We start from the raw sequence: 23774 nt of genomic DNA on the forward strand, positions 1-23774 counted from the left end.
GTCGACCAGGGTTTCGTCGTACCCATCGTCCGATGACACAATGGCCGGATGCCCCGCGTCGCCGCCCTGTACCGTCATCCGATCAAGGGGTTCACGCCCGAGCAGTGCGATGAACTGATCATCCAGCCCGACGGCCGCGTCGCCGGCGACCGGGTGCTGGCCTTCCGCTTCGCGGATGCCGCGGAACCGGAGCAGCGCGACGGCCTGGACTACTGGCCGAAGTCGAAGGGCCTGGCCCTGGAGTCGTTCCCCTCGCTGGCCACCCTGCGCGTGGCTTTCGACCACGAGACGCAGCGCGTGCGGATCACGCACGACGAGTCGCTGCTGGTCGACGTGGCGCTGGATGCCGACGGGCGCGCCGAGCTCACCGAGATCGTGACCGCGTTCGTGCTCGACTCCCCGGAGTGGAAGCTGCTGCAGCGCGAGGGCCGCCTGCCGCTGGCGCTCGTTGGTGACGGCGAGCGCTCTCGGTTCCAGGACCGGGCACGCGGTTTCGTCTCCGTGCACAGCGAGGCGAGCATCGACGCGCTGAGCACCGCGCTGGGTCAGACCGTGGATGACCGCCGGTTCCGCTCGAACGTCGTCGTCGAGGGGGCGGAAGCCTGGGATGAGCTGGCGTGGGCCGGCGAGGTGCGCATCGGAGATCTGCGTTTCACGGCGGAGGGACCGATCGTGCGATGCCTGGCGACGCACGCGAACCCCGACACCGGCATCCGCGATGCCAAGGTGCTGACGACGCTGACCCGCGGAGTCGGGCTGCCCGAGCCGACGCTCGGCCGTCTGCTGCTCCTGAACGGCGTGTCCGGCTCGGTCGACGACACCGCCGGCGCCGGCGGCGTGATCCGCGTCGGCGACGAGGTGACGATCGGCTGATCTACAGCCCGTTCATATCGCGGAGCTTCGCGACGAATGCGGGCATGTCGACGGTCGTCGTCTCCCAGAAGGTCTCCTCGTCCATCGACGCATAACCGTGGTGCGCGGCGATGTTCCGCGTCTGGCGGATGCCCATCCGCTCGCGCTCCGTCACTTCGCCCAGCAGCGCGCCGAATCGTCGTTCATCCTCGAACCGCGCTGCCAGCCGGATGACCGCGACGACGGCACGGTCGTAGGAGTCTGAGCCCTCGAAGAAGGCTTCCCTGCCGTCCGCCTCCGTTCGTGTCAACCGTTCGGAGATGCGATCGAGCTCGTCGGCGAGCACCTCCCGCGCCGAGGGCGCTGCGGTCACAGCGGCACCGCCGTCTCCCGGATGCGGTCCAGCCCTGGCCTGTCCCCTCGATCGACGACGACGTCGACACCGAAACCGAGGAGTTGCTCCGACTCGCCCTTGAATGCTCCGAGCCGGAACGGCACGGAGCTGGGTTCCAGGTCGACCAGCAGATCGACATCCGAGGCGTGGTGGTCCTGTCCGCGCGCCACAGATCCGAAGACGCGAATGTTGGTGATGCCGAGCTCAGCACCGAGCTTCTTCAACGCGGTGGCGTGATCGCGCAGAGACAGCGCCGGACGGTAGTCGGCGGCCACGAGGATCCGCTCGAGCATGTCTGCGGACACGGATCGATTGCCAGCCTCGATCGCGGCGATGTTGGACTGGCGCAGTCCCACAGCCTCGGCGAGCGCGCGTTGAGTCAGACCGGCATCCTCACGCGCCGCGCGCACGAGTGCCGGTGCGGCTACGACATCGACCTTCATGACTCGATGATACCAACGTTGGTATCATCGAGGTCTCGACCTTCGCCGCGGCTGGTCAGCGACCTTCGTTCACCACGCGCCGCCGTGCGCCGGCGACCGGCGACCGGCGACCAGCCGGGCCGGGATGCTCGCCACGAGCGCCACGCCGAGGACCAGCAGCGGAACGGTCCAGTCATTCGATCGCACTCTGCGCACCGGCAACCCATCAGCTTCGGAGCGCGACGGCGGGCGCCACCCGCGCCGCTCTCACCGCCGGAACCAGCGAACTCACTGCCGCCAGCACCAGGCCGGCCACCAAGCTGAGCGGAATCAGCCAGACGTCGAAGACTGGTAGCCAACGTTGCGCGATCGTGAAGCCGAGAATGCAGAGAACACCGAGCACCAGTCCCACGGCGCCTCCCACGATGCCGACGAATGATGCTTCCGCTGCGACGAGCATCCCCACGTCGCGTGCACGGCCACCGATGGCACGTCGCAGCCCCAGCTCACTGCGCCGGGAGACGACCGACATCGTGAGGGTGCTGCTCACGGCGAATGCTGCCACCAGGGCCATGAGTACCGTGAAGGCCGTCAGGGCCGTCTGCACGCCCGCCTCGACATCCTGACGCAACGACTGCGGATCGACCGGGACATGCACCAGGTAGTCGTCGGGGTGCCGCGGATCCAGAGCCAACGGAGCGTACTCGCCCACCTGCGCGGCCGCGCCCGCAGCTGTCACGATCGCGACGTCGGTCTGGTTCGGCGGCCCGAAGTGGTTCGCTGTGGTTTCGCTCGCTACCACCTCTCCGGCGAGAAGCGGATAGCGGTCCGAGACCTCGATCGTCCCGACGACGACGCACGGTCTGCCGTCGATCAAGACCTCCGGCGAGAGCTCGATGGGAGGCAATCGGAGCTGAGCCGCCAAGGATGCACCCAGCAGGACCTGGTTATCGCGCAGCTCACGGACCCCGCCGCCCAGCCACCGGATCGTGCTTCGCGTCGCCGATGCGAGGTCTCCGGCAACGCCGTGAAGGCTCACCGACAACGCCTCGCCCGGGGACGTGACCGATACGTCACCGTGATCGCTGAGCGCTGCCACATCGTCGGCCCCAGCGAGATCCGACGCTCGCCTTACGGCGTCGGCGAGCGACATCTCGTTGGACTGCGTCGTCACGCTCACCTCCCGATTGGCGCGAGCATCGAATGAGCCGGAAACCTGAGCACGCGCGGAGGATGCGACGCCAAGGGTGACGACCATCATTCCCACGGCGATCGCGACCGTCGCCAGCAGTGCGAGCGTCTGCAGCCGCCGCGATAGCACCGACCGCAACGCGTCCGCCAGCAGGTCCCCAATGCGCAATCCGCGCCCGTCGAGCCTCACCGATCCGATGCCCGCCGCTTCGTGTACGGCGGCCCCTCTATTGCCGCCGGCGTCGGCCGGGCTGGGGTTGTCGACGATCCTGCCGTCTTCGATCCTGATGACCCGATCGGCTCGCCGGGCCAGCGATTCGGAGTGTGTGACGACGACGACCGTCGCCCCCCGCCTGTGGAGTGCGTCCAGCTGGTCGAGCACCGCTTCGCCGGCGGTCGTGTCGAGGTTACCGGTCGGCTCATCTGCGAGGATGACAGGGTTCGCGGTGGCCATCGCCCTCGCGATGGCCACGCGCTGGCGTTGTCCGCCGGACAGGTCGGCCGACTCAGCCTCCCCCTTCGCTGCTAGCCCCACCGCGGCGAGCGCGTCGGCGGCCCGTCGGCGACGCTCGGTTCTGGCCACCCCCTGATAGAGAAGCGCGAGCTCCGCACTGTCAATGACCTGCCGGCGCTCCAGCAGATGGAAGGCCTGGAAGACAAAGGCCATCGTCCGCGAGCGCAGTCGCGTGCGACGCCTGTCCGAGAGCCCGGATGTGAGTGCACCATCGATCCGGTACTCGCCGCTGGTCAGCTCGTCCAGCAGACCGAGAACGGAGAGCAACGTTGACTTGCCGCCGCCCGACGGGCCGACGATCGCGACGAACTCGCCCCGACGGATGTCGATGTCGATCTCGTCGAGCGCGGTGACCCTGGCGGACCCGACTCTGCTCGGGCCGTAGACCCGGCTACCTCGCCTGATGGACAAGAGCGGACCTGTCATCCGAGGCGCACCTCCTGCCCGGCGTCGATCCGGCCCTCCAGCGGCTCGATCGCCGCAGAGCCGTCGACGGTTGCGATCACTCGGACATCAACACGCTGAAATTGCCCGTCCTGGTGCAGTAGGACTTGGCCTTCGCCGCCCGCGGTCATCTTGACCGCCGAGAGCGGAACGAGCAGTGCATTGCTCGCAAGCACTCGCTCGTTGGCGATGACCGTGGCCGCCTTTCCGACCGCCTCGGAAGGCGGCGTCATCCCCGTCGGGGTCACAGTCGCAAGAGCGGAGGATGGCGAGTCTGCCTGCTCTGACTCTCCGCCGGCGTCTGGCACGGTCACGTCCTGCACTGTTCCGTCAAGCTCGTCGAGCCCGTCGACCGCGACTCGCACGGAATCGCCGACGGCGACGTCGGTGGCCTCGCCAATCTGCATCCGCACGACGACGGCGGCCGAGTCCAACGTAAGGGCCGTCGCCTCGGAGACGATCTCACCGACCGCCGGTACGGAGCGGACCGTCGCCGGCAGATGAGGCGCCGTCAGGATGGATGTCAGTGGCAGATACACCTGCTTCTCGGCAGGGTCTGACGTCGCATCGTCCGCCGCTTCGGCGGCCGCGGGCTCCGTGTCGGAGGGAGCCGCACGCAACGGTGGCGTGGCGCCCTGGCCTGCGTAGAGCCGGCGTAGGGCGCTCGCAGTGCGCGATCCGAACTCGCCGTCGGCGCCGTCGAGCAGCCCAAGGCCGACAAGCTGATTCTGAAGTGCTTCGACGTCGGGACCGGAGTCGCCGACGCCGACATCGCGATAGAAGGGGAACGGGCTCTCGATCAGGAACACCGGCGAGCCGTTCACCGTGGCGACCATCTGACCGGACTTCACCACCTCGCCCGGGCCGACGAGCGAGCTGGTCACGACGGCACGAGCATCCCCTGCTGCCGGAGAGAGGGTGAGTACCTGCCTGTCGGCGAACTCGACCGACGCAGGAAAGACGTCGGACGACGTCAGGTCGCCCCGCTCGACCTCGGCGATCAGCGGGGCTTGCTCAGGCGGGTTCGCCGCGGCCTCGACCTGGCCCGGCGAGACGAAGATTGTCGCCGCGAACCAACCGCCGCCGATGAGGACCGCAGCACCGAGCACGACGGCACTGCAGACGAGCGCGCGCCGCACGCTTCGCCTCCTGAACCGCGCCTCATTCACCAGGTGCGTTCTGCGCCACGGCGCCAAGCAGCCGCTCCCGGTCGTCTGCGAACTCCTGGCGGATGCGGACCAGGCGATCCGCGTTCTTCTCGACGAAATCCGCCTGCCGGCGCCAGACCTCGCGGTAGAGCTTCTCTGACCATCCGCCTTCTTCGAGACAGGCGGCGTCCGCGGTCGCCATGGCGATCTCATCCCGCCCAGGCATCGTGCCGGGATAGCCCACCTTCCACTGTTCCTGAAGAGCGTCGCCGGGCGCCTCCTGCGGCTCGGGCGACAGGCCCGCGTAGCCGCGGCCAGCCATGCATGACGCCCATGCCTGTCCCGCCGAGATCACTGGGGCCGAGGCGAGTGCTTCGGTGTTGATCACCGACGCCGCCGACAGCGCATAGTCCATGTCGTCGTCGGCGGGGAGCGGAAGCGCCTCCCGAGACGCACTCTGGCACGCATCCATGATCTGGTCGAAACCCGGCGTCTTCTCCGCGATGGCCGAGGTCTTCCGCACGAAGGACTTCCATTCGGCGATGCCCTCATAGTCGTTGGGAGCTGCGTGGTATCCGAACTTCGCGGCGAGATCGGCGTTGAAGATCCGCTGCAGGCCTGCACTGTAGGACGCTCCCAGCCCGACGTCGACCGGACGCCAGGGCACGGGCCACTCGACGCCGTGCTGCTCGTAGCACGGCTTCTCCAGCAGCGCCTCGGCATAATCACGCAGAGGTGATGCTGTGTAGGTGAACTCATCGAGCGGCAATGACCACGCGCCAATGTTCTGGGGCGGCAGAGTGATCTTCTTCTCCTGCGTGGTGCCGCACCCAGTGAGCACGAGCGTGACGAGGACCGTTCCGGCGGCGAGGCTGCTGGAACGGTCCCGAAGACGTCGATTCGAGGTGATCATCTGGTCAGTTGTACGACGCGTAGTAGCCCGACTCGATGTTGTCGTTCTGCCCAGCGGGGAGCCACCAGTTGTAGTTCCCCTTAGGAATGCTGAAGAGCAGCCCGGAGTGGTGGTCTCCCGCGTACATGTAGGCAGTCTCCGAGACGCCGTGGTTGTAGATTGACGTGGCAGAGTTGTTCGCGTCATAGCTCGTTCCGACGTAGTCCCACAGCGCATAGTCCGGGATGTACACACGCGCCGATGCGGGAGACGCCACCGCGATGGCGGAGGTGAGCATTGTCGCCCCCACCATCACCCAGATGGCCACCCTCGTCTGACCTTGCGTCCCATGATGCCCCCTCGGCTTCAGTACACGACTGATCCTGGCCAGCAGCTTGGAAAACCCGCAAGGACATTGGTGAGGTTGAGACACATTGGGCATACGCGATAAGACGTCGATTTCTCCTGATCATCGACGATAATGGGCACCGTGGGTGGCAGAGACGGAGAGCGTGGCGATGCGCTGGAGCCAACAGACCGGGAACTCGCACTGTCGATCCGGGCCACAGGTTCAGATGCACTGAAAACGTTGTTCGACCGGCATTCTGCCGCTGTCCACGAATTCATTCGCACCGGACTCCACGACGCGAATGACATCGACGACGTCTTCCAGGAGGTATTCGTGACAACGTGGGCGAAACTCGATGCGTCGCAGATGCCCGGCCCATCCGCGTTGCCATGGATTCTCACCACAGCCCGCAACCTCGTGTCCAATGCGAATCGCAGATCCGACCGACCACATCCAGCACCGCTCACTCAAGCCGATCAAGCGACTCCCGATATCGCTTTTGAAGCCATGATCGAAGCGGAGGAATCAAGCGCCTTGGTCGCTGCGCTCCAGAAGCTCGAACCCCTTGATCGAAGAATCATCCAACTCTGACTGCAGCAGGGGATGCTGTACAAGGAAGCCGCGTTGGCCACCTCGCGCAGCACGGGTGTCATCCGGAACCGACTTGCACGGGCGCGCCGGCTTCTGCGGGCTGAGCTCTCGCAGATCATGGGAGATCGGTGACGCCGATGCCTGACGAACAGCATCCAGATCAGGACTACTTCGACGCGCAATTCGCCCGGATCCAGACACGCATAGCGACGAAGTCGGTGCGTCAGCGCCGCCGGAGACAGTGGATGTTCGCGGGTATCGGCGCCGTAGCAAGCCTCGCTCTGACCGGTGGCGCCATCGCGATCGTCCAAGCCACGTACGCAGAGAAGTCCGTATCGCTCTGCTACGCAACGGCATCGGTCCAGTCGGAGACGATCGAGGTCGGAACCGCCTTGCCCGACGGTTCCGTCGCACCTGCCAAGACGATGGCAGACCGAGTGCGCTTCGCAGAAGCGCAATGCGGAGCCGCTTGGCAGATCGGTGGATTCACATCGGAAGGGTCATCAGAGGAGACGCGCGTCCCCATCCCCGACCTCTTCACCTGCATACTCCGAGATGGTCGCCTAGGAGTGTTCCCTGTGACCGACGAGGTCACCTGTACAACTCTCGACCTCAAGGACCCGTGAGCAGTCGGGGAGCGCATGTGATTCCACCGGCCGCTGGGGGATTTGCATTGCAGTCCGTGCGTCACCAGGCGCCGTGCTTGCGCTCCCATTCGTCCTCGACCGTGCGGCGGCGCCCGGCGATCATGCCGGCCGGGATGCTCGCGACGAGCATGGCGCCGACGACCAGCAGCGGGATCGTCCAGCCGCCGGTCGCGTCGTGCAGCACGCCGACGAGGACAGGGAAGATCGCGGCGAGCACGTAGCCGACGCTCTGCACGAAGCTCGAGAGCAGCACGGCGCTCTCCGGCGTGCGGGAGCGGATGCTGATCAGCACCAGCGCCAGCGGGAACAGCAGCCCGACCAGCCCGAACAGCACCGTCCACAGCCACAGCAGTCCCGGCAGCGGCGCGAGCAGCAGACCGAGGATGCCGATCATGCCGCCGATCGCGCCGACGAGGAACAGCGGCCTGGTGGCGTGGAACCGCACCACGAGCACGGGGATGAGCAGTGACGAGGGCAGGCCCACGAACGCGAACAGCGACAGCAGCAGCCCCGCCGTCGACGCGCTGACGTGCGCGACCTCGACCATGATCACCGGGAGCCAGGCGAAGGCCACGTACGCCATGATCGACGAGGTCCCGAAGGTGAGCGCGAGCGCCCACACCAGCGGGATGCGCGCGAGCCGCGCGAACAGGCGACGACTGCTGGGCGAGGTCGCGATGGGTCCGGTCGCGGCGAAGTCGGGCCCTTCGACAGGCTCAGGGACCCACTCCGCCTGAGCCGCTGACCCTGTTCCTCCCTGGGTCGCTGAGCCCGTCGAAGCGTCACGCCCCCTCATCAGCATGATGAGCCAGGGGATCACTCCCGCGGCGGCGAACACGGCCCACATGGCCAGCGAGAAGCGCCAGCCCACCGCATCCGCGACCGGCACGGCGACCAGCGGCGGCACGAACGTCGAGCACGCCATCGCCGTCGTGTACAGCGTCATCATCAGGCCGATGCGGTCGAGGAAGTACTTCTTCACCAGCGGCGGCATGAGGATGTTTCCCATCCCGACACCCGCGAAGATCACCGCCGTCGCGAGGACCAGACCGACCGACTCCCCGACCAGACCGCGCAGGATCAGCCCCGCGGTCATGGCGCACAGCGCGATCACCGTGAGTCGTTCGATGCCGAGCCGCCGCTCGAGGAGCGGTGTGATCAGGCCGAACACCGCGAAGCACACCGGCGGCAGAGTGCCGATGAGCCCGAGCACCGCCGAGGACAGCGGGAAGTCCGCGGAGATCTCATGGATCACGGGGGACAGGGATGCCACCGCCGAACGCAGCGAGAAGGCGCACAGCAGGATGCCGAGCACCGCGAGCGCGCGCCCCTGCCAGAGCGGCCGTGCGCCCGACGTGGTCACGACGACTGCGACTTCTCGACCCACTCCAGGTACTCGGGGGTCACGGTTCCGGTGACGTAGCGTCCGTCGAAGCAGCTCATGTCGAGATCGGTCAGGTCGGTGCCCTCGATGATCGCGGACTTGAGGTCCTCGACCTCCTGGTACACGATGCGATCGCAGCCGAGCTCCTCCGCGATCTCGGGGATCGTCCGGCCGTGCGCGACCAGCTCGGCGCGGGAGGGCATGTTGATGCCGTACACGTGCGGGTGGCGCACGGGCGGGGCCGCCGAGGCGAAGATGACCGACTTGGCGCCCGCGTCGCGCGCCATCTGGATGATCTGGTTGCTGGTGGTGCCGCGCACGATCGAGTCGTCGATCAGCAGCACGTTCTTGCCCTGGAACTCCGCCGACATCGCGTTCAGCTTCTGCCGCACGCTCTTCTTCCGCACCGCCTGGCCGGGCATGATGAACGTGCGGCCCACGTAGCGGTTCTTGTAGAAGCCCTCGCGGTACTCCTTGCCGAGCTTGCGGGCGACCTCCATGGCCGAGGGGCGCGAGGAGTCCGGGATCGGCATGACCACGTCGATCTCGTCGAGCGGCACGTGCTTGGCGATGGTGTCGGCCAACTTCTCGCCCATGCGCAGCCGCGACTCGTACACCGAGACGCCGTTCATGATCGAGTCGGGGCGGGCGAGGTACACGTACTCGAACGCGCACGGGGTCAGCTGCGGGTTCTCGGCGCACTGCCGGGTGAACAGCTCGCCCTCGTTGGTGATGAACACGGCCTCGCCCGGTTCGACCTCGCGCACCACCTCGTAGTCGGCGTTCTCGAGCACGAGCGACTCGCTGGCGACGACCCACTCGTCCTCGGTCGCGCCTTCCCGGCCGGCCCGGCGGCCCAGGATCAGGGGACGGATGCCGAACGGATCGCGGAAGGCGAGCAGGCCGTACCCGGCGATGATCGAGATCACGGCGTAGGCGCCCTCGATGCGCTGGTGCGTGCGGGCGACCGCCTCGAAGATGCGCTCCGGATCGAGGTCGACGGCGGAGGTGGTGGTCTGCAGCTCGTGCGCGAGCACGTTCAGCAGCAGCTCGGTGTCGCTCGAGGAGTTCAGGTGACGGCGGTCGCGCTGCGCCATGTCGGCGGTCAGCTCACGCGTGTTCGTGAGGTTGCCGTTGTGGATCAGCACGATGCCGTAGGGGGCGTTCACGTAGAAGGGCTGCATCTCCTCCTCGCTGGAGGCGGTGCCCTTCGTGGCGTAGCGCACGTGACCCAGGCCGATGTTCCCGAGCAGCGAGCGCATGTCGCGGGTGCGGAACGCCTCGCGCACCATGCCCTCGGCCTTCGCCATGTGCATGACGCCGTTCGGCTCGGCCGTGGCGATGCCGGTGGCATCCTGCCCGCGATGCTGCAGCAGCAGCAGCGCGTCGTAGATGTCCTGATTGACGGGGCCGCCTGCGACCATTCCGACGATGCCGCACATGGGGTGTTACTTCGTTCCGTTCGCGTAGGCGCCGACCAGGCGCACAGCTCCACCATCGACGCCCTTGGCGCCCTCTTCGAACTCGCCTGCCGGCCGCGCGCCGGTGTGCACCGTCGCGACCTGCCAGGCGGGGATGCCCTGCGCCTCGATCGCGGCGATGGCAGCATCCTTCTGCTCCGCCGCGACGACGGCCAGGAAGCCGATGCCGAGGTTCCACGTGCCCTCGGTGTCGGTGATCGGGGTGCCGGCGATGTCGGCCAGCACGCGGAACACCGGGCTCGGCGACCAGGTCGACCGATCGACCTCGGACCAGCTGCCCTGGGGCAGCACGCGGGCGAGGTTGGCGGCGATGCCGCCGCCGGTCACGTGGCTCAGCGAGTGGATGGCGCCGGCGGGCAGCTCCTCGATGAGCTTCAGCAGCGGCGTCGTGTACAGGCGGGTCGGCTCGAGCAGCGCCTCGCCCCAGGTCGTGCCGAGGTCGGCGGCGTTGTCGCCGTAGCCGATCCCCGCGTTCGCGACGATGTGCCGCACGAGCGAGTAGCCGTTGGAGTGCAGGCCACTGGATGCCAGCGCGATCACCGCGTCGCCGTCCTGCACGCGGTCGGCGCCGAGCACGGCATCCGCCTCGACGACACCGGTGGCCGCGCCCGCGACGTCGTAGTCGCGCGGGCCGAGCAGACCGGGGTGCTCGGCGGTCTCGCCGCCCACGAGCGCGGTGCCCGTGGCGGAGCACGCCTCGGCGATGCCGCGCACGATGTCGGCGATGCGCTCGGGGACGACCTTGCCGCACGCGATGTAGTCGGTCATGAACAGCGGCTTCGCGCCCACCACGACGATGTCGTCCACGACCATGCCGACCAGGTCCTGCCCGATCGTGTCGTGCTTGTCGATCGCCTGTGCGATGGCGACCTTCGTGCCCACGCCGTCGGTGCTGGATGCCAGCAGCGGACGCGTGTAGCCGAGCAGGGCGCTGGCGTCGAACATGCCGGCGAATCCGCCGACTCCGCCGAGAACCTCGGGCCCGTGCGTCGCGCGCACGGAGGCCTTCATGAGTTCGACCGCGAGATCACCGGCGGCAGTGTCGACGCCGGCCTGAGCATAGGGATTGGTGGGGGAGGCTGCCACCCGTACAGCCTACCGGGCCGGGCGCGTCACGAAGGTCGCCGATGCGCCAGCCGGATGCCGTCGCGACGGATGCCGACCCGCCGGACGTGCTAGAGTATGTGGTTGCGCAAGTTTTCGCCGACTCTCACCCGGCGCAGCGCACGCCCCGGCCAGGGCACCCTCAAGGCTGGACCGCACCGATGCGATCCCCTCCCCGGCCATTGCGGAGGCGGCAGCGTGGCGCCCGTACACGAATCAAGAATCATGAGCAGTATCCACACTTCCGCGCGCTCCGACGCGCCCGCCCTTCGTCTCGCTCCGCGGCTCCTGAGCGAGGAGCGCAGCGACGAGACGAAGGGCGCTCAGGAGCCACAGACCGAGCAGATCACCGACCTCTCCTGGCGACAGGCCGACGAGGATGTCTTCGTCGCGACCAACCGCGGCGAGTACGCGGGCTTCGTGACCGTCGAGCAGAACGTGCACGTAGTGCACGACAGCCACAGCCGCCGCATCGGCAGCTACCCCACCCTCGCCGCCGCCCGTCAGGCCCTGGTGGACGCCACGCGTCCCCCATCCCGTCGTCGCGAGCGGCTGCGCCGCCGCATCCTCGAGCGCAGGCGCTGAGCGCCCCGCGCCCTCCGAGCCGTGCAGGGGCCGCATCCGTCTGACGGATGCGGCCCCTGCACGATCCCGACAGGCGGAGACCCTCGAAGAGTCGGCGCGCGGCGGCGCCCGGCCCCATACGATGGGGCCATGAGCAATAAGCCGCAGTGGCTGATCCGCGAGGACGCCGGCACCTCGGTGCTGGTCGCCCTCGCGCTGCGCCAGCTGCTCGGCATCCGCGCGCCGGAGGATCTTCCCGCGCTGCGCGGACTCGAGGTGCGCCGGCCCGACGCGACCGATGTCGACGATGCGCTCGAGGCGCAGTGGCGCGAGTACTGGGACATGACCGTCGAACCGCGCGCGCACCGCTCCGAGGTGCCCCTTGAGCTGGTCGACGGCTTCGACACCCTCGTGGCGCTGCCCACGACCGGTGCGGAGGATCTGCGCGACGCGATCGTGCCGCACGCCGCGGCGGCTCTCCGCTACGCACAGGACGCGCACAACCGCTACGTCGACTCGGTCAGCTCCTCGGGCGGCGCCTACCGCGCGTACGCCAGCGCGATCGCCGAGTTCGAGCGCGAGATCGGCCGGCGCGCGCATTCCTTCGAGCTGAACGTGCAGGTGCTGCCGTTCAGCCAGCGGGGGATCTGGTGGATCGGCGCCCTGAGCGTCGCCGTGACCGACGGCCTGCGACGCGACGTCGTCGCCTTCGACGCGGCCATGCGGCCCGTGATCGCGGAACTCGCCTGAGCGGCGCCTATGGTTCGGCTGGCGGAAGCCTATGCAGTCGCCGGATACCGGCATATCTCCCCGGTGGAGGCGGTTTCATCGTCGCGAACACTCCTCCACGACAGGACACTGCCATGAAGAAGCGCACCCGCATCACTCTGATCACCGCCGGCATCGCGGTCGTCGCGATCGGCGCCGCCGCATTCGCCGGCCCGCTGATCTACCGCGACTACCTCGTCGCCCCCGCCGAATCGGCGCCCACGCTCGCCCCCGCATCGCCCACTGAAGCGGGCGCCACCATCGACCCGCAAGACCTTCAGGGGGAGTGGACCGTCGGTGAGGGCTCCTTCGCCGGCTACCGCGTGGACGAAGTGCTGAACGGCACCGACGTCACCGTCACGGGGCGCACGGAGAAGGTGACCGGATCGCTGACCGTGTCCGACTCCTCGCTGACAGCGGCGCGCATCGAGGTCGACGTCGCGTCGATCGCGACCGACTCCGGGAACCGTGACAGCTACTTCCGCAGCACCGCGATGCGCGTGGGGAAGTTCCCCACCGCGACGTTCGAGCTGACCGAGCCCGTGGTCGCCGACGGCATCCCCCAGCCGGGCGTCGCTCAGAAGGTGAGCGCGAAGGGCGAGCTGACACTCGCGGGAGTGACCCGCTCGGTGACGGTGGAGCTGGATGCCGTGCTGCACGGGGCCACCGGACAGGTGGCGGGCAGCATCCCCATCACGTTCTCCGACTTCGGCGTGGAGGCGCCGAACCTCGGGTTCGTGAAGGTCGAGGACTCCGGCGTGGTGGAGTTCTCGCTGCAGCTCGTGCGGAGCTGACCGGCTTCTCCTGCTGCCGGGCTCAGCTCTCGGGGTCGGTGATGCGCTCGTGCTCGACCCGCACGATGCGCTCGTGCTTGCGCGCCATCCGCTCCAGGATCAGCGCGACGAGCCCGCCCAAGGCGATGCCGATCGGGACGGTCCACAGCAGCGCGAAGCCGAACACCTGCCCTGGCGGGTAGACGATGTCGAGCACTTCGGACTTCTCGTAGCTGCCGACGGCGGTGAGGATGCCGGCGACGATCACGCCGAGAACGGCGCCCAGGCCCAGGAACACGCCGAAGCGCGGGACCGGGCGGATGCGGGCCTCGGTCGTCTCGTGCTCTGCGCTCTGCGACATGCCTCCATTGTCCCACGCTCCGCATATGCGTGGCCTCCGGGCGCCGTTCATCGGCAGCGCGGCTCGGCTCGCGCGAGCGCGTCAGGTGCGCAGCGGGAGCAGGTCGGAGAGATCGGCACGGACGCCGGATGCCGAGACGCGGCCTGCGGCCACGGCATCCGTCCAGGTCTGCGCGCCCGTGGCGACGGCGACCCAGGTCGCGGCGTCCATCTCCACGACGTTCGGCGGGGTTCCGCGGGTGTGCCGCGGGCCCTGCACGACCTGCACGGCGCCGAACGGCGGGACGCGCACCTCGACGCTGTTGCCCGGCGCCTTCTCGTCGAGCAGCTGGAGGAGGTAGCGCACAGCCGTCGCGGTCACCGGGCGCGCGGTGTCGCCGGCCTCGACCGCGGCGAGCGCGGCGCGGCCGTCGGCGATCTCGATCCTGCGGGCGGGCATGCCTCCAGGCTACGCGCTCCACAACTCCGGAGATCCGGCGCGTCCGTGAGCCGGAACCCCGTGGTCCGGAGGTTCGGCACGCGTTTTTCCGGAGTAGTGTCCGGCGCCTCCTCGGCACCGCGGGCATAGGGTCGATAGGGATGAGCGAGACAGCCGAGAACACCGAGACTCTGCGCGGTGCGCGCGCGGAACTGCTCACGGCGGCGGACCGTGCGGCCGAATGGACGCCGCGCTTCCCGATGACCGTGAGCGAGCCGCATCCGGCATCCGTGCTCATCCTGTTCGGGCGGCTGGACAGCATCCCCGCCCGAGCCGACGACCTGACCGTCGCGGCCGACCTCGACGTGCTGCTGCAGCGGCGGGCCGCGACGCTGTCCTCGCATCCCGGTCAGGTGTCGTTCCCGGGCGGCGGCCGTGACGCCGAGGACGCGGACGCCGTGGCGACCGCGCTGCGCGAGGCGCGCGAGGAGACGGGTCTCGACCCGGATGGGGTCGAGGTGCTCGCCGCGCTGCCCGAGATCCCGCTCGCTGTCAGCAACTTCATCGTGACGCCCGTGCTCGGCTGGTGGCGCGAGCCGTCGCGGGTGGCGGCCGTGGATCACGCCGAGACCGTCGAGGTGTTCCGCGTGCCGGTGGCGCAGCTGCTCGATCCGGCGAACCGGTACACGTCGACGCTGACCCGCGACGGGATGACCTACAAGGGTCCGGCCTTCGACATCGACGGCACGATCGTGTGGGGCTTCACCGCCGGCATCCTGAACGCGCTGTTCGACGCGACCGGCTGGGCGCTCCCCTGGGACCCCGCCGTCGAGCGGCCCGTCACCGTCTGAACCCTCCGCGCGCTGAGCCCGCCGCGCAGGTCGCAGTTCGTCCCGCTTTCAGGCATCCGCCTCCGTCCAGGTCGCAGTACGTCCCGCTTTCCCGCGATCTTTCCAGGACGAGTCGCGACCTGGAGCGACGGGAGGATGTCGATCCGGGACGAATCGCGACCCGGAGCCGCCGGCGCGCGAGCGCAGGCATCGACGGTAACCCGGCGACACCGCGCCGGTAGGCTTGCGGGCATGAAGATCCTGGTCCTCGGTTCCGGTGCGCGAGAGCACGCGATCATCCTCTCCCTGCGCTCGGAGGAGACCGAGCACGAGATCTTCGCGGCGCCCGGCAATGCCGGAATCGCGCAGGATGCCACGATCGTCGACCTCGACATGTTCGACGGCGCCGCCGTCGCCGCGTTCGCGAACGAGCGCGGCGTCGACCTGGTGGTCGTCGGCCCGGAGGCCCCGCTGGTCGCGGGCGTCGCGGATGTGGTGCGGGAGCGCGGCATCCCGGTGTTCGGCCCTGGGAAGGCCGCCGCGCAGCTGGAGGGTTCGAAGGCGTTCGCGAAGCGGATCATGGATGCCGCGGGCGTGCCGACCGGACGCGCGGTGCGCGCGGCATCCGTCGCCGAGGTCGGGGCCGCGTTCGACGAGCTCGGCGAACCTCACGTCGTCAAGGCCGACGGGCTCGCGGCGGGCAAGGGCGTGATCGTCACGACCGACCGCGCCGAGGCACTCGCGCACGCCGAGCACTATCTGCCCTCCGGCCCCGTGCTGGTCGAGGAGTTCCTCACCGGGCCCGAGGTCTCGCTGTTCTTCCTCAGTGACGGCGACACCGTGCGCCCCCTGGCACCCGCGCAGGACTTCAAGCGCGCACTGGACGGCGACGGCGGCCCGAACACCGGCGGCATGGGCGCGTACACGCCGCTGCCGTGGCTGGCAGAGCAGTTCGGCAGCGTCGACGCGTTCGTCGACGAGGTCACGGAGACCGTCGCACTGCCCATGATCCGTCAGCTCGACTCCGAGGGCACGCCGTTCATCGGCCTGCTCTACGCGGGCCTCATCCTCACGCCCGCCGGTGTGCGCGTGATCGAGTTCAACGCGCGCTTCGGCGACCCCGAGACCCAGGTCGTGCTGCCCCGGCTGCGCACTCCCCTGTCACGGCTGCTGCTGGCGTCGGCGTCCGGCACCCTCGAGGACGAGCCGCGACCCGAGTTCTCCGACGATGTCGCCATCACCGTCGTGCTCGCCAGCGAGGGCTACCCCGAGGCGCCCCAGACGGGCCGCATGATCGAGGGCCTCGCCGAGGCAGCATCCGTCGACGGCGTGTCGATCGTGCACGCCGCCACGGGCGCGCCGGACGCACCCGGCGGCTCGCTCATCGCCACCGGTGGTCGTGTGCTGAACGTCGTCGCCACCGGCACCGACTTCGCGGATGCCAGGGCGCGCGCGTACGAGGCGATCGGGCGCATCCGCCTCGACGGCGCCCACTACCGCCACGACATCGCCGCGCGCGTCGCGCAGTAGCATCCGCCACCCCGGTACGGATGCCGGGAGATTCCCCGCCTGCAGGCACGATCGTCCGCGTGTCTCCAGCCGGGTGCGCGAACGTCCCTGCATCCGTACCGGGGTTGCAAGGGAGTCAGCGGCCGGCGAGAAGCCCCTCGACCGAGATGTCTTCATCGATCATGGGCCAGTGGATGCCCTCGCCTGCGCCGATGATCCGCCAGGCTGCCCGCTGCTCGGCCGACGCTGCTGCCAGGAGGGGAAACCAGTCAAGCGGGGTGCTGATGGTGCGCCCATCCTGAAGCCGCACATGGAGCTGGTCCTGATCGACATGCACGTCGACAGCGATGGCTTCATGCGTCGAAATGTTCATGCCACGCCTCCTCGATCAGCGTCAGATGTGCTGTGACTCTTCTTGCGATGCGACCGATATCGCGTTCGGAGAATCCTCTGTTCACGGCGCATTCTACGGGCCGCAGCCAGAATTTGGCGGTGAATCCAGCTCGCTCGACGTGCACATGCGGCGGCTCGTCTCCTTCATCGCTGTAGAAGAAGTATCGGACTCCACGATCTCGGAACACTGTCGGCATGCGCACCCCCGCGCATGAGTCAACTGTTGCGCGGTGCGGGTGCTCGACCGGATTCCCACCACTGGGGAGAACCCGTCAGACCAGCGGAGTGTGCAGGACGAATGCTCTTCAGTCGCGCGTCAGAGCTCGATCCAGTACTGACGCAATAGGGTGATGGGCCCGGAGGCCATGTCGTCAGGGTCCTCGACCGTGCCGGTGAGCACGCCCCCTGCACCCTCGATCGTGCGGGCGGAGCCGATGTTGTCGTCGTCGCAGGTGAGCATCACGCGGTCGTAGCCCTGGGCACGGGCACGGTCGAGGACGAGGTTCAGCGCGGCGCGGGCGATGCCCTCGCGACGCCGGGACGGGCGCACCGCGTAGCCGATGTGACCGCCGTAGCTGCTCAGCCAGTCGTTGAGCTCACGACGGAACGCGATGAAACCGACCACCTCGCCGTCGTCGGTGATCCAGAAGTAGTCGCAGTGCACCTTGCCGGCCGGCAGTTCGGCATCCAGGTCCCCGTACAGACGCGACTTGGCGACGAAAGCGTCGCAGCCCGCGCGGTCTGCGACGAAGCCCGGCTCGAGACCCGCACCGTCGATGTGCGGGCCGTCGAACTCGGCGATGGTCGCTGCCCAGGAGTCGAAGAGGTCCAGGGACGGGGAGGCGAGTGCGATCGTCATCCGTCCATCCCATCACAGCATCGCGCCCTCGGAGGACCGGCGCTCAGCCCTTCCGCACGTAGTACCAGTTCGCCACGAACCAGCAGGCGGTCAGCGCGAGGAACAGCACGATGCTCGACCAGCGCGAGATCGGGTCGGCGCGGATGATCACGTGCAGGATCAGCTGGCCGGCGCCGAGCACCATTGCGACCGCGCCGACGGCGGCGAGCCCCTTCACGGCCGCGGCGCGGTCCCTCTCGTCCGCGTACTCCAGGGCGTTCACGCGCTCGAGATCGCCCGAGCTGCCGCGCCGGGCGAAGATCGCACCGAGTCCGCCTCCGATGCCGCCGAGCAGCAGCGCCGTTCCGGCGATCGACTGCCCGAGCACGAAGCAGACGAGCGATCCGACCGTCATCACTGCGACCAGCACCGTGTTGACGGGCGACATGGGCCAGTTCGGGCGGCGCGCGCTCTCGGCGCTCTCGCCGGCGTCATCCATCGACATCGAAGACCTCCTCCACGGTCGATCCGAAATGCCGCGCCAGGTGCACGGCGAGCGTGAGCGAGGGGTCGTAGCGGCCGGTCTCGATCGCGTTGATCGTCTGGCGCGAGACGCCCACCGCGGTCGCGAGGGCCTGCTGGGAGATCCCCTGCTCCGTCCTGAGCTCCTTGACCCTGCTGCGCACGTCCTCCACCGTAGGGCCACGCACCCGTGATGTAAAGCTCGCTTGACACGAGACAGAGATGTAAAGCATGCTTGTCATGTCAAATACGCTTTACACATCCGGAGGACGTCATCATGCAGGAAGCACTCGCCGAATTCACCCAGTCGCTGCCCGTCTGGCTGCAGTGGGCCGGGGTGATGCTGGCCGCGGCGATCCCCTTCATCGAGTCCTATTTCGGCACGCTGATCGGCATCGTCGCCGGCGTTCCGCTGCCGATCACGCTCCTCGCCGCGGTCATCGGCAACGTCGCCTCCATGCTCGCGTTCGTGTTCGCGGCATCCGCCACCAGGGCGAAGGTGCTGGCCCGCCGCAGCGGCGGCGCCGAACCCGCAGAGCCGTCTCCTCGCCGCGCCAGAGTCAAGCGCATGTTCGACCGCTTCGGCGTCCCCGGCGTCAGCCTGCTGGGCCAGGCCGTTCTGCCCAGCCAGATCACCTCGGGCATGATGGTGTCGTTCGGAGCCAGCCGCAACGCCGTCATCTTCTGGCAGGTCATCTCAATCATCCTGTGGGCGATCATCTTCACCCTGATCGGCCTGGGCGGTCTGGCCCTGTTCCGGTGAGCCCCCCTGCACGACGAGGGCCGCCCTGGCATGAAGCAGGGCGGCCCTCGTTTCGTGCGGGATCAGCGCAGTTCGTCGGCGCTCTTCCCCTTGTAGCGGCCAATGAAGAGGGCCGCGATGAGCGCGATGACCATCACGCTGACCGGCAGCAGCATCGACTGCGACATGCCGGCTGCGAAGCCGTCGGCCACTGCCTCGGGCATCTTGCCACCGCCGCCGAGCCCGGCAGGAGCCTGGTCGAGTCCGGGAAGGTTCGCCTCGAGCCGCGCCTGCATGAACGCGGCGATGGCCGAGGAACCGACCACGGACCCGATCGTGCGGGTGGTGTTGTAGATGCCTGCACCGGCGCCCGCCTGACGCGGCGGCAGGTTGCGGGTCGCTTCGGTGGCCAGCGGCCCCCACATGCCCGCGTTGCCGATGCCCAGCAGGGCGGAGGGCAGCAGGAACATCCAGGTCGGGGTGTCCATGTTCATCAGCGAGGAGTTCCACAGCACCCCGCCGGCCACGCACAGCAGGCCGGGGATCAGGATGAAGCGCGGGTCGACCTTGTCGAGCAGCGAGCCGGCGAGCGGCGCGAGCGCACCCGAGATGACCGCCATCGGGATCATCAGCAGCGCGGCCTCGGTCGGGGTCAGGCCGCGCGCCAGCTGCAGGAAGAACATGAACGGCAGCGACATGCTCGTCACGGTGAATCCGACCGCGGCGATGCCGAGGTTGGACGCCGAGAAGTTGCGGTCCCGGAACAGCCCGAGCGGCACGAGCGCCTCGCTCTTCGTCTTCCACTGCTGCAGCACGAACACGATGAGCAGCAGGACGCCGGCGGCGATCATCCCCCACACGGTGATGGGCCCGGCGATGACGCCCCAGTCGTACTTCTGCCCCTCCTGCAGCCCGAAGACGATCAGGAACAGGGCCGCCGCGCTGAGCACGACGCCGATGTAGTCGAAGCGGTGCGGATGCGTCTGCAGCTTGGGCACGAACACCCAGGCCAGCACGAAGCCGATGATGCCGACGGGCACGTTGATGTAGAAGATCCACTCCCAGCCGAACGCGTCCACCAGCAGGCCGCCCAGCAGCGGCCCGACCAGCGTGGCGACGCCCGCGGTCGCGCCCCACAGCCCCATCGCGGCGCCGCGGCGCTCCGGCGGGAAGGTGCGGGTGATCACGGCCATGGTCTGCGGCGTCATGAACGCGGCGCCGAGTCCCTGCACGGCACGGAACGCCACCAGCATTCCGAGCGAGGTCGACAGCCCGCACGCGAGCGACGAGAGCGTGAAGAGCACCAGACCGATCAGATAGATGTTCTTCGGCCCGAACCGGTCGCCGAGGCGTCCGGTGATCAGCAGTGGAACCGCGTAGGCCAGCAGGTAGGCGCTGGTGACCCACACGACGTTGTCGAGGTTGTTGGTGTCGGGGTCGAGCGCGGCCTTGATGGCCGGGTTCGCGACCGAGACGATCGTCGTGTCGACGAGGATCATGAAGAAGCCGATGACCAGCGCCCAGAGGGCGGGCCAGGGGCTGCGCGGCTTGTGGCCGTGCGCGTAGGTGCCTGTCGACGGCCCGCTGGTCGCGGATGCCGGAGACGGCGTGGGATCTGTCATGGGCGTGATGCCTTTCGCTGTGCGGTGCTGCCCGCGGTGAATGTCTGCGAGTTTCGGATGCCGGGGGTCATGCCGGGTCGGGATCGGATGCCGCGACGCCGGGCGCCCGCGCGAGGCGGTCGCCCACCCAGGCGAACCCGGGGTCGGCGAGGCGCTCGAGCAGACCGGCGCTCCAGCTGAGCTCGCCGCTCAGCATCGCCACGTGCCGGTCCACCTCGATGAGGAACTGCTCGGAGACGCCACGGGTGCGGGCCAGCTCGAGCTTCTGGCGCAGTTCATCGTGCTCCTCGCGGAGCGCCTCATGCCGCGCACTGAGGAGCTCGACGACCTCGGTCCGCGGCAGGTTGTGGGCCTCGGCGAGCGCGACGCGGAACTCCGCGGCGCGGTCGGCGTTCCCGAGCCCCCTGCGCACCCAGTCGGTGAGCACGGGGAGCGCTGCGGGCTGGAGCGTGTAGGTGGTGCGTTCCGGACGGTTGCCGTCGCGATCGACGCCCGCCTCGGCGATGAGCCCGTCCCGTTCGAGCCGGGAGACCGTGTGATAGAAGGTGCCGTTGCTGACGCGCACCATGCGATCGTCCCGCCGCTTGCGCAGGAGTCGCATCATCTCGTACGGATGCATGTCGCCCTCGTTCAGCAGCGCGAGCACGATCGCGCCCAGCGGCGTCAGCTTCACGGCATCCGACATTTATCCCACCCCGACTAGTCCATGTGGACTATATCACTTCTCGTCGCCCGATCCGAGGACGGATCAGTGCAGAGCGGTCGCGAGCTGCGCCTCCGTCAGCGCGCGATCCGCGTAGACCAACCGAAGGACTCCGGGGTCCGGGTTTCCGGCGTCCGGCGCGCGGTGCACGAGCGCCAGTCCGACCTTCTCGGCGACAGCCGCCGATGCGCGGTTGTGCTCGACGAGGTACGCGATGACCGGCGTCTCCGGCCGCAGGGCGCGTGCCGCGTCCAGCGCTGCGCGCGACAGCTCCGTCACGTAGCCGCGGCCGTGATGGTCGGCGGACATGCGGTAGCCGAGGTTCCAGACCGTGGCGTCGGCCTGGATTGCTGAGCCTGCCGTCGCGCCATTCGCGCCGATCAGCGAGCACCCGCCGCTGCCGATGACCTCGTCGGTGTCGTGCAGGCGCACGATCCAGGAGGCCAGCCCCACGGCATCCCACCCCGCCCGCCATCGCTCGACCATGCTCTCGCTCGTCGAGCGCTCGGCGTGACGCAGGCTCGGATAGTGCTGCCAGACCCGCGGATCGGAGTAGATCCGATGGATCGCGTCGACATCGGCATCCGTCGGCGGTCGCAGGGTCAGTCGGTCGGTGCGCGTCTCGACAGTACGCGCGGTCTCCGACATCGCGGATGCCACAATGGACGGGTGAGCGAAGCACTGAGCATCCCCGGCTGGCGGCACATCTACTCCGGCAAGGTCCGCGACCTGTACGCCTCTGAGGATCCGGCCGACACGCGGCTGCTGGTCGTGGCATCCGACCGGGTGAGCGCCTTCGACTTCGTGCTCTCCCCCGGCATCCCGAAGAAGGGCGAGCTGCTCACGTCGCTGAGCACCTGGTGGTTCCAGCAGCTGGCGGACGTGCCGAACCACATCGCCGAGGGCGAGATCCCGGATGCCGTGGCCGGCCGCGCCATGCTGGCGATGGCGCTCGAGATGCTGCCGATCGAGTGCGTCGTGCGCGGGTACATCACCGGCTCCGGATGGGCCGAGTACGTGCACAGCGGCACCGTCTGCGGCATCCCGCTGCCCGCCGGCCTGAAGAACGGCGACCGGCTGCCCGAGCCGCTGTTCACCCCCGCCTATAAGGCGCCGATGGGCGAGCACGACGAGAACATCACCTTCGAGAGGGTCGTCGAGCTCGTGGGTGCGGAGCGCGCAGCCGAGCTGCGCGACACCTCCATCGCGCTGTACACGCGCGCCGCCGCGATCGCCGAGGAGAAGGGCCTGATCCTCGCCGACACCAAGTTCGAGTTCGGAACGGATGCCGACGGCACCCTGCGCCTCGCCGACGAGGTGCTCACCAGCGACTCCTCCCGCTACTGGGACGCCTCATCGTGGCAGAACGGCGCGACCCCGGACGAGCGGATGGCCAGCTTCGACAAGCAGATCGTGCGCGACTGGCTGGCCGCGAACTGGGACAAGCAGGGCGAGCCGCCCGCGCTGCCCGAGGAGATCGTCGGACGCACCGCCGCCCGGTACCGCGAGCTCATCGAGCGGCTGACCGCCTGACCCCGCCCCTTCGACAGGCTCAGGCGCCCAGCATCCTGCGACGGACTCAGGCTTCGTCCGTGGCGATGCGCACGTCGGTGTGCACGAAGTCGTCGCCCTTGAACAGCAGCGGCTCGTCGCGGGCGATCGCAAGCGCGTAGCTGAAGCAGTCGCCGTAGTTCAGGCGGGCGGGGTGGCCGGAGCCGCGGCCGTAGCGGCGGTAGGCGTCCCTGGCGATCCTCGCCTGCTGTTCATCGACGGAGGCAACGGTCGCGCCGATCCCCTCCAGTAGCTCGTCAAGCTTCTGGACCATCAGATCACCTGCTCGGCCCCAGAGCACGATCGATGCCTCCGTCAGGGTCGCCGCGGAGATGACAATCGGATCCGCATCCAGTCTTGCCGCCAGTGCACCGCCTTCAGGCTCATCAAGCAGCATGGCGACGAGCACGGACGAGTCGACGATCATCGCGGCAAGCCCATCTCGTCGTACATCTCGTCCATGATCTCCTCCGTGGACTTGCCTGTCCGCGGAATCAACCGGGCACTCTCGACCGCCGCATCGATCGCCGCGCGACGCCGTGCGATCTCCGCCTCACGGGCCCCGGTCACCTCGTCGAGCCGCCGGCGCACGGCATCCTCGATCGCACTCGTCATGGACTGACCGGTCTGCTCCGCGAGCTGACGAACGAGCTCGTGCACTCTCTCGTTCTTGATGTTCAGGCTCATGCTCATGAATTCTACCCTCCATGCATCCGTTCTACCCTGGGCATCCGACATCCGATCCCCGGCCGAGAACGACCCCGCGAT

32 protein-coding genes are annotated in these 23774 nt (G+C 68.6%); 10 read left to right on the forward strand and 22 right to left on the reverse strand.

Annotated elements, in window-relative coordinates; genetic code table 11:
• Positions 1-48 precede the first annotated feature (48 nt).
• Positions 49-873, forward strand: a complete 825-nt coding sequence (locus BGN97_RS08005) for an MOSC domain-containing protein (protein WP_292699852.1) — start codon at positions 49-51, stop codon at positions 871-873.
• Between the two features lies 1 nt (position 874).
• Here the strand turns inward: BGN97_RS08005 and BGN97_RS08010 are convergent, their stop codons facing one another.
• From BGN97_RS08010 to BGN97_RS08040, 7 genes are all read right to left on the reverse strand, one after another.
• Positions 875-1225, reverse strand: coding sequence for an antitoxin (locus BGN97_RS08010; RefSeq protein ID WP_292699855.1), 351 nt, complete (start codon positions 1223-1225; stop codon positions 875-877).
• Positions 1222-1689: an XRE family transcriptional regulator gene (locus tag BGN97_RS08015; protein ID WP_292699857.1), complete on the reverse strand. Its 468-nt coding sequence runs from the start codon at positions 1687-1689 to the stop codon at positions 1222-1224. Before BGN97_RS08015 ends, BGN97_RS08010 begins: the two co-directional genes overlap by 4 nt.
• Positions 1690-1758: 69 nt before the next feature.
• Positions 1759-1884: a hypothetical protein gene (locus tag BGN97_RS08020; RefSeq protein WP_292699860.1), complete on the reverse strand. Its 126-nt coding sequence runs from the start codon at positions 1882-1884 to the stop codon at positions 1759-1761.
• 10 nt (positions 1885-1894) lie between these two features.
• Positions 1895-3799, reverse strand: coding sequence for an ATP-binding cassette domain-containing protein (locus BGN97_RS08025; RefSeq protein WP_292699862.1), 1905 nt, complete (start codon positions 3797-3799; stop codon positions 1895-1897).
• Positions 3796-4956 (reverse strand): peptidoglycan-binding domain-containing protein, encoded by a 1161-nt coding sequence (locus BGN97_RS08030; protein WP_292699864.1) that lies wholly within the window; start codon positions 4954-4956, stop codon positions 3796-3798. The genes BGN97_RS08025 and BGN97_RS08030 overlap by 4 nt, the downstream gene beginning before the upstream one ends.
• Positions 4957-4978: 22 nt before the next feature.
• The gene (locus BGN97_RS08035; RefSeq protein ID WP_292699867.1) at positions 4979-5878 is read right to left on the reverse strand and encodes a hypothetical protein; all 900 of its coding nucleotides are present in this window, start codon (positions 5876-5878) and stop codon (positions 4979-4981) included.
• 4 nt (positions 5879-5882) lie between these two features.
• Positions 5883-6185 carry a hypothetical protein gene (locus BGN97_RS08040; protein ID WP_292699869.1) on the reverse strand — a complete coding sequence of 101 codons (303 nt, stop codon included), beginning with the start codon at positions 6183-6185 and terminating at the stop codon, positions 5883-5885.
• 162 nt (positions 6186-6347) lie between these two features.
• On the opposite strand from BGN97_RS08040, the gene BGN97_RS08045 reads away from it, so the two are divergent.
• Both BGN97_RS08045 and BGN97_RS08050 read left to right on the forward strand, forming a co-directional pair.
• Entirely contained in the window at positions 6348-6797 is a 450-nt protein-coding gene (locus BGN97_RS08045) for a sigma-70 family RNA polymerase sigma factor (protein WP_292699871.1), read from the forward strand.
• A 137-nt stretch (positions 6798-6934) separates the two neighbouring features.
• Positions 6935-7423 carry a hypothetical protein gene (locus BGN97_RS08050; RefSeq protein WP_292699873.1) on the forward strand — a complete coding sequence of 163 codons (489 nt, stop codon included), beginning with the start codon at positions 6935-6937 and terminating at the stop codon, positions 7421-7423.
• Positions 7424-7484: 61 nt separating this feature from the next.
• On the opposite strand, the gene BGN97_RS08055 is transcribed toward BGN97_RS08050, so the two are convergent.
• From BGN97_RS08055 to purM, 3 genes are read right to left on the reverse strand one after another with little or no spacing between them, the layout of a single operon-like run.
• On the reverse strand, positions 7485-8807 hold the full coding sequence (locus BGN97_RS08055; protein ID WP_292699875.1) for an MFS transporter: 1323 nt from the start codon (positions 8805-8807) through the stop codon (positions 7485-7487).
• Entirely contained in the window at positions 8804-10270 is a 1467-nt protein-coding gene (gene purF, locus BGN97_RS08060) for an amidophosphoribosyltransferase (RefSeq protein ID WP_292699877.1), read from the reverse strand. The genes BGN97_RS08055 and purF overlap by 4 nt, the downstream gene beginning before the upstream one ends.
• Before the next feature lie 6 nt (positions 10271-10276).
• Entirely contained in the window at positions 10277-11395 is a 1119-nt protein-coding gene (gene purM, locus BGN97_RS08065) for a phosphoribosylformylglycinamidine cyclo-ligase (protein ID WP_285629818.1), read from the reverse strand.
• Between the two features lie 243 nt (positions 11396-11638).
• Here purM and BGN97_RS08070 point away from each other — a divergent pair, with 243 nt between their 5' ends.
• From BGN97_RS08070 to BGN97_RS08080, 3 genes are all read left to right on the forward strand, one after another.
• Positions 11639-11998, forward strand: a complete 360-nt coding sequence (locus BGN97_RS08070; protein WP_292699880.1) for a hypothetical protein — start codon at positions 11639-11641, stop codon at positions 11996-11998.
• Between the two features lie 129 nt (positions 11999-12127).
• On the forward strand, positions 12128-12727 hold the full coding sequence (locus BGN97_RS08075; protein WP_292699882.1) for a zinc-binding alcohol dehydrogenase: 600 nt from the start codon (positions 12128-12130) through the stop codon (positions 12725-12727).
• 113 nt (positions 12728-12840) lie between these two features.
• Positions 12841-13539, forward strand: a complete 699-nt coding sequence (locus BGN97_RS08080) for a YceI family protein (RefSeq protein WP_292699884.1) — start codon at positions 12841-12843, stop codon at positions 13537-13539.
• A gap of 22 nt (positions 13540-13561) precedes the next feature.
• Here the strand turns inward: BGN97_RS08080 and BGN97_RS08085 are convergent, their stop codons facing one another.
• Positions 13562-13879: a potassium transporter Trk gene (locus tag BGN97_RS08085; protein WP_292699886.1), complete on the reverse strand. Its 318-nt coding sequence runs from the start codon at positions 13877-13879 to the stop codon at positions 13562-13564.
• Positions 13880-13960: 81 nt separating this feature from the next.
• Positions 13961-14317 carry a sterol carrier family protein gene (locus tag BGN97_RS08090; RefSeq protein WP_292699888.1) on the reverse strand — a complete coding sequence of 119 codons (357 nt, stop codon included), beginning with the start codon at positions 14315-14317 and terminating at the stop codon, positions 13961-13963.
• A 140-nt stretch (positions 14318-14457) separates the two neighbouring features.
• On the opposite strand from BGN97_RS08090, the gene BGN97_RS08095 reads away from it, so the two are divergent.
• Both BGN97_RS08095 and purD read left to right on the forward strand, forming a co-directional pair.
• A complete protein-coding gene (locus tag BGN97_RS08095) occupies positions 14458-15147 on the forward strand; it encodes a CoA pyrophosphatase (RefSeq protein WP_292699889.1) in 690 nt (229 codons plus the stop codon).
• Positions 15148-15378: 231 nt separating this feature from the next.
• Positions 15379-16656 (forward strand): phosphoribosylamine--glycine ligase, encoded by a 1278-nt coding sequence (purD, locus tag BGN97_RS08100; protein ID WP_292699891.1) that lies wholly within the window; start codon positions 15379-15381, stop codon positions 16654-16656.
• 115 nt (positions 16657-16771) lie between these two features.
• On the opposite strand, the gene BGN97_RS08105 is transcribed toward purD, so the two are convergent.
• The 5 genes from BGN97_RS08105 to BGN97_RS08125 form a co-directional block, all read right to left on the reverse strand.
• The gene (locus BGN97_RS08105) at positions 16772-17008 is read right to left on the reverse strand and encodes a DUF2442 domain-containing protein (protein ID WP_292699893.1); all 237 of its coding nucleotides are present in this window, start codon (positions 17006-17008) and stop codon (positions 16772-16774) included.
• Positions 16989-17225 carry a DUF4160 domain-containing protein gene (locus BGN97_RS08110; RefSeq protein WP_292699895.1) on the reverse strand — a complete coding sequence of 79 codons (237 nt, stop codon included), beginning with the start codon at positions 17223-17225 and terminating at the stop codon, positions 16989-16991. The genes BGN97_RS08105 and BGN97_RS08110 overlap by 20 nt, the downstream gene beginning before the upstream one ends.
• Before the next feature lie 119 nt (positions 17226-17344).
• Complete coding sequence (locus BGN97_RS08115; protein WP_292699897.1) at positions 17345-17887, reverse strand: GNAT family N-acetyltransferase; 543 nt, start codon at positions 17885-17887, stop codon at positions 17345-17347.
• A 43-nt stretch (positions 17888-17930) separates the two neighbouring features.
• Entirely contained in the window at positions 17931-18371 is a 441-nt protein-coding gene (locus BGN97_RS08120) for a hypothetical protein (RefSeq protein WP_292699899.1), read from the reverse strand.
• Positions 18358-18552: a helix-turn-helix transcriptional regulator gene (locus BGN97_RS08125; protein ID WP_292699901.1), complete on the reverse strand. Its 195-nt coding sequence runs from the start codon at positions 18550-18552 to the stop codon at positions 18358-18360. Before BGN97_RS08125 ends, BGN97_RS08120 begins: the two co-directional genes overlap by 14 nt.
• Before the next feature lie 113 nt (positions 18553-18665).
• Between BGN97_RS08125 and BGN97_RS08130 the strand changes: the two genes are divergently transcribed.
• Positions 18666-19151, forward strand: a complete 486-nt coding sequence (locus tag BGN97_RS08130) for a hypothetical protein (protein ID WP_292699902.1) — start codon at positions 18666-18668, stop codon at positions 19149-19151.
• A 62-nt stretch (positions 19152-19213) separates the two neighbouring features.
• Here the strand turns inward: BGN97_RS08130 and BGN97_RS08135 are convergent, their stop codons facing one another.
• The 3 genes from BGN97_RS08135 to BGN97_RS08145 all read right to left on the reverse strand — a co-directional run bounded on the left by BGN97_RS08135 (position 19214) and on the right by BGN97_RS08145 (position 22103).
• The gene (locus BGN97_RS08135) at positions 19214-20752 is read right to left on the reverse strand and encodes a DHA2 family efflux MFS transporter permease subunit (protein WP_292699904.1); all 1539 of its coding nucleotides are present in this window, start codon (positions 20750-20752) and stop codon (positions 19214-19216) included.
• Between the two features lie 67 nt (positions 20753-20819).
• Entirely contained in the window at positions 20820-21437 is a 618-nt protein-coding gene (locus BGN97_RS08140) for a PadR family transcriptional regulator (protein ID WP_292699906.1), read from the reverse strand.
• A 63-nt stretch (positions 21438-21500) separates the two neighbouring features.
• Positions 21501-22103 (reverse strand): GNAT family N-acetyltransferase, encoded by a 603-nt coding sequence (locus tag BGN97_RS08145; protein ID WP_292699908.1) that lies wholly within the window; start codon positions 22101-22103, stop codon positions 21501-21503.
• A gap of 21 nt (positions 22104-22124) precedes the next feature.
• Between BGN97_RS08145 and BGN97_RS08150 the strand changes: the two genes are divergently transcribed.
• A complete protein-coding gene (locus tag BGN97_RS08150; protein WP_292699911.1) occupies positions 22125-22988 on the forward strand; it encodes a phosphoribosylaminoimidazolesuccinocarboxamide synthase in 864 nt (287 codons plus the stop codon).
• Positions 22989-23034: 46 nt separating this feature from the next.
• On the opposite strand, the gene BGN97_RS08155 is transcribed toward BGN97_RS08150, so the two are convergent.
• Complete coding sequence (locus BGN97_RS08155; RefSeq protein WP_292699913.1) at positions 23035-23433, reverse strand: type II toxin-antitoxin system VapC family toxin; 399 nt, start codon at positions 23431-23433, stop codon at positions 23035-23037.
• Positions 23430-23693: a type II toxin-antitoxin system VapB family antitoxin gene (locus BGN97_RS08160; protein WP_292699914.1), complete on the reverse strand. Its 264-nt coding sequence runs from the start codon at positions 23691-23693 to the stop codon at positions 23430-23432. Before BGN97_RS08160 ends, BGN97_RS08155 begins: the two co-directional genes overlap by 4 nt.
• Between the last annotated feature and the right edge of the window lie 81 nt (positions 23694-23774).

The sequence above is a fragment of the Microbacterium sp. 69-10 genome (assembly GCF_001897945.1).
GTDB lineage: Bacteria > Actinomycetota > Actinomycetes > Actinomycetales > Microbacteriaceae > Microbacterium.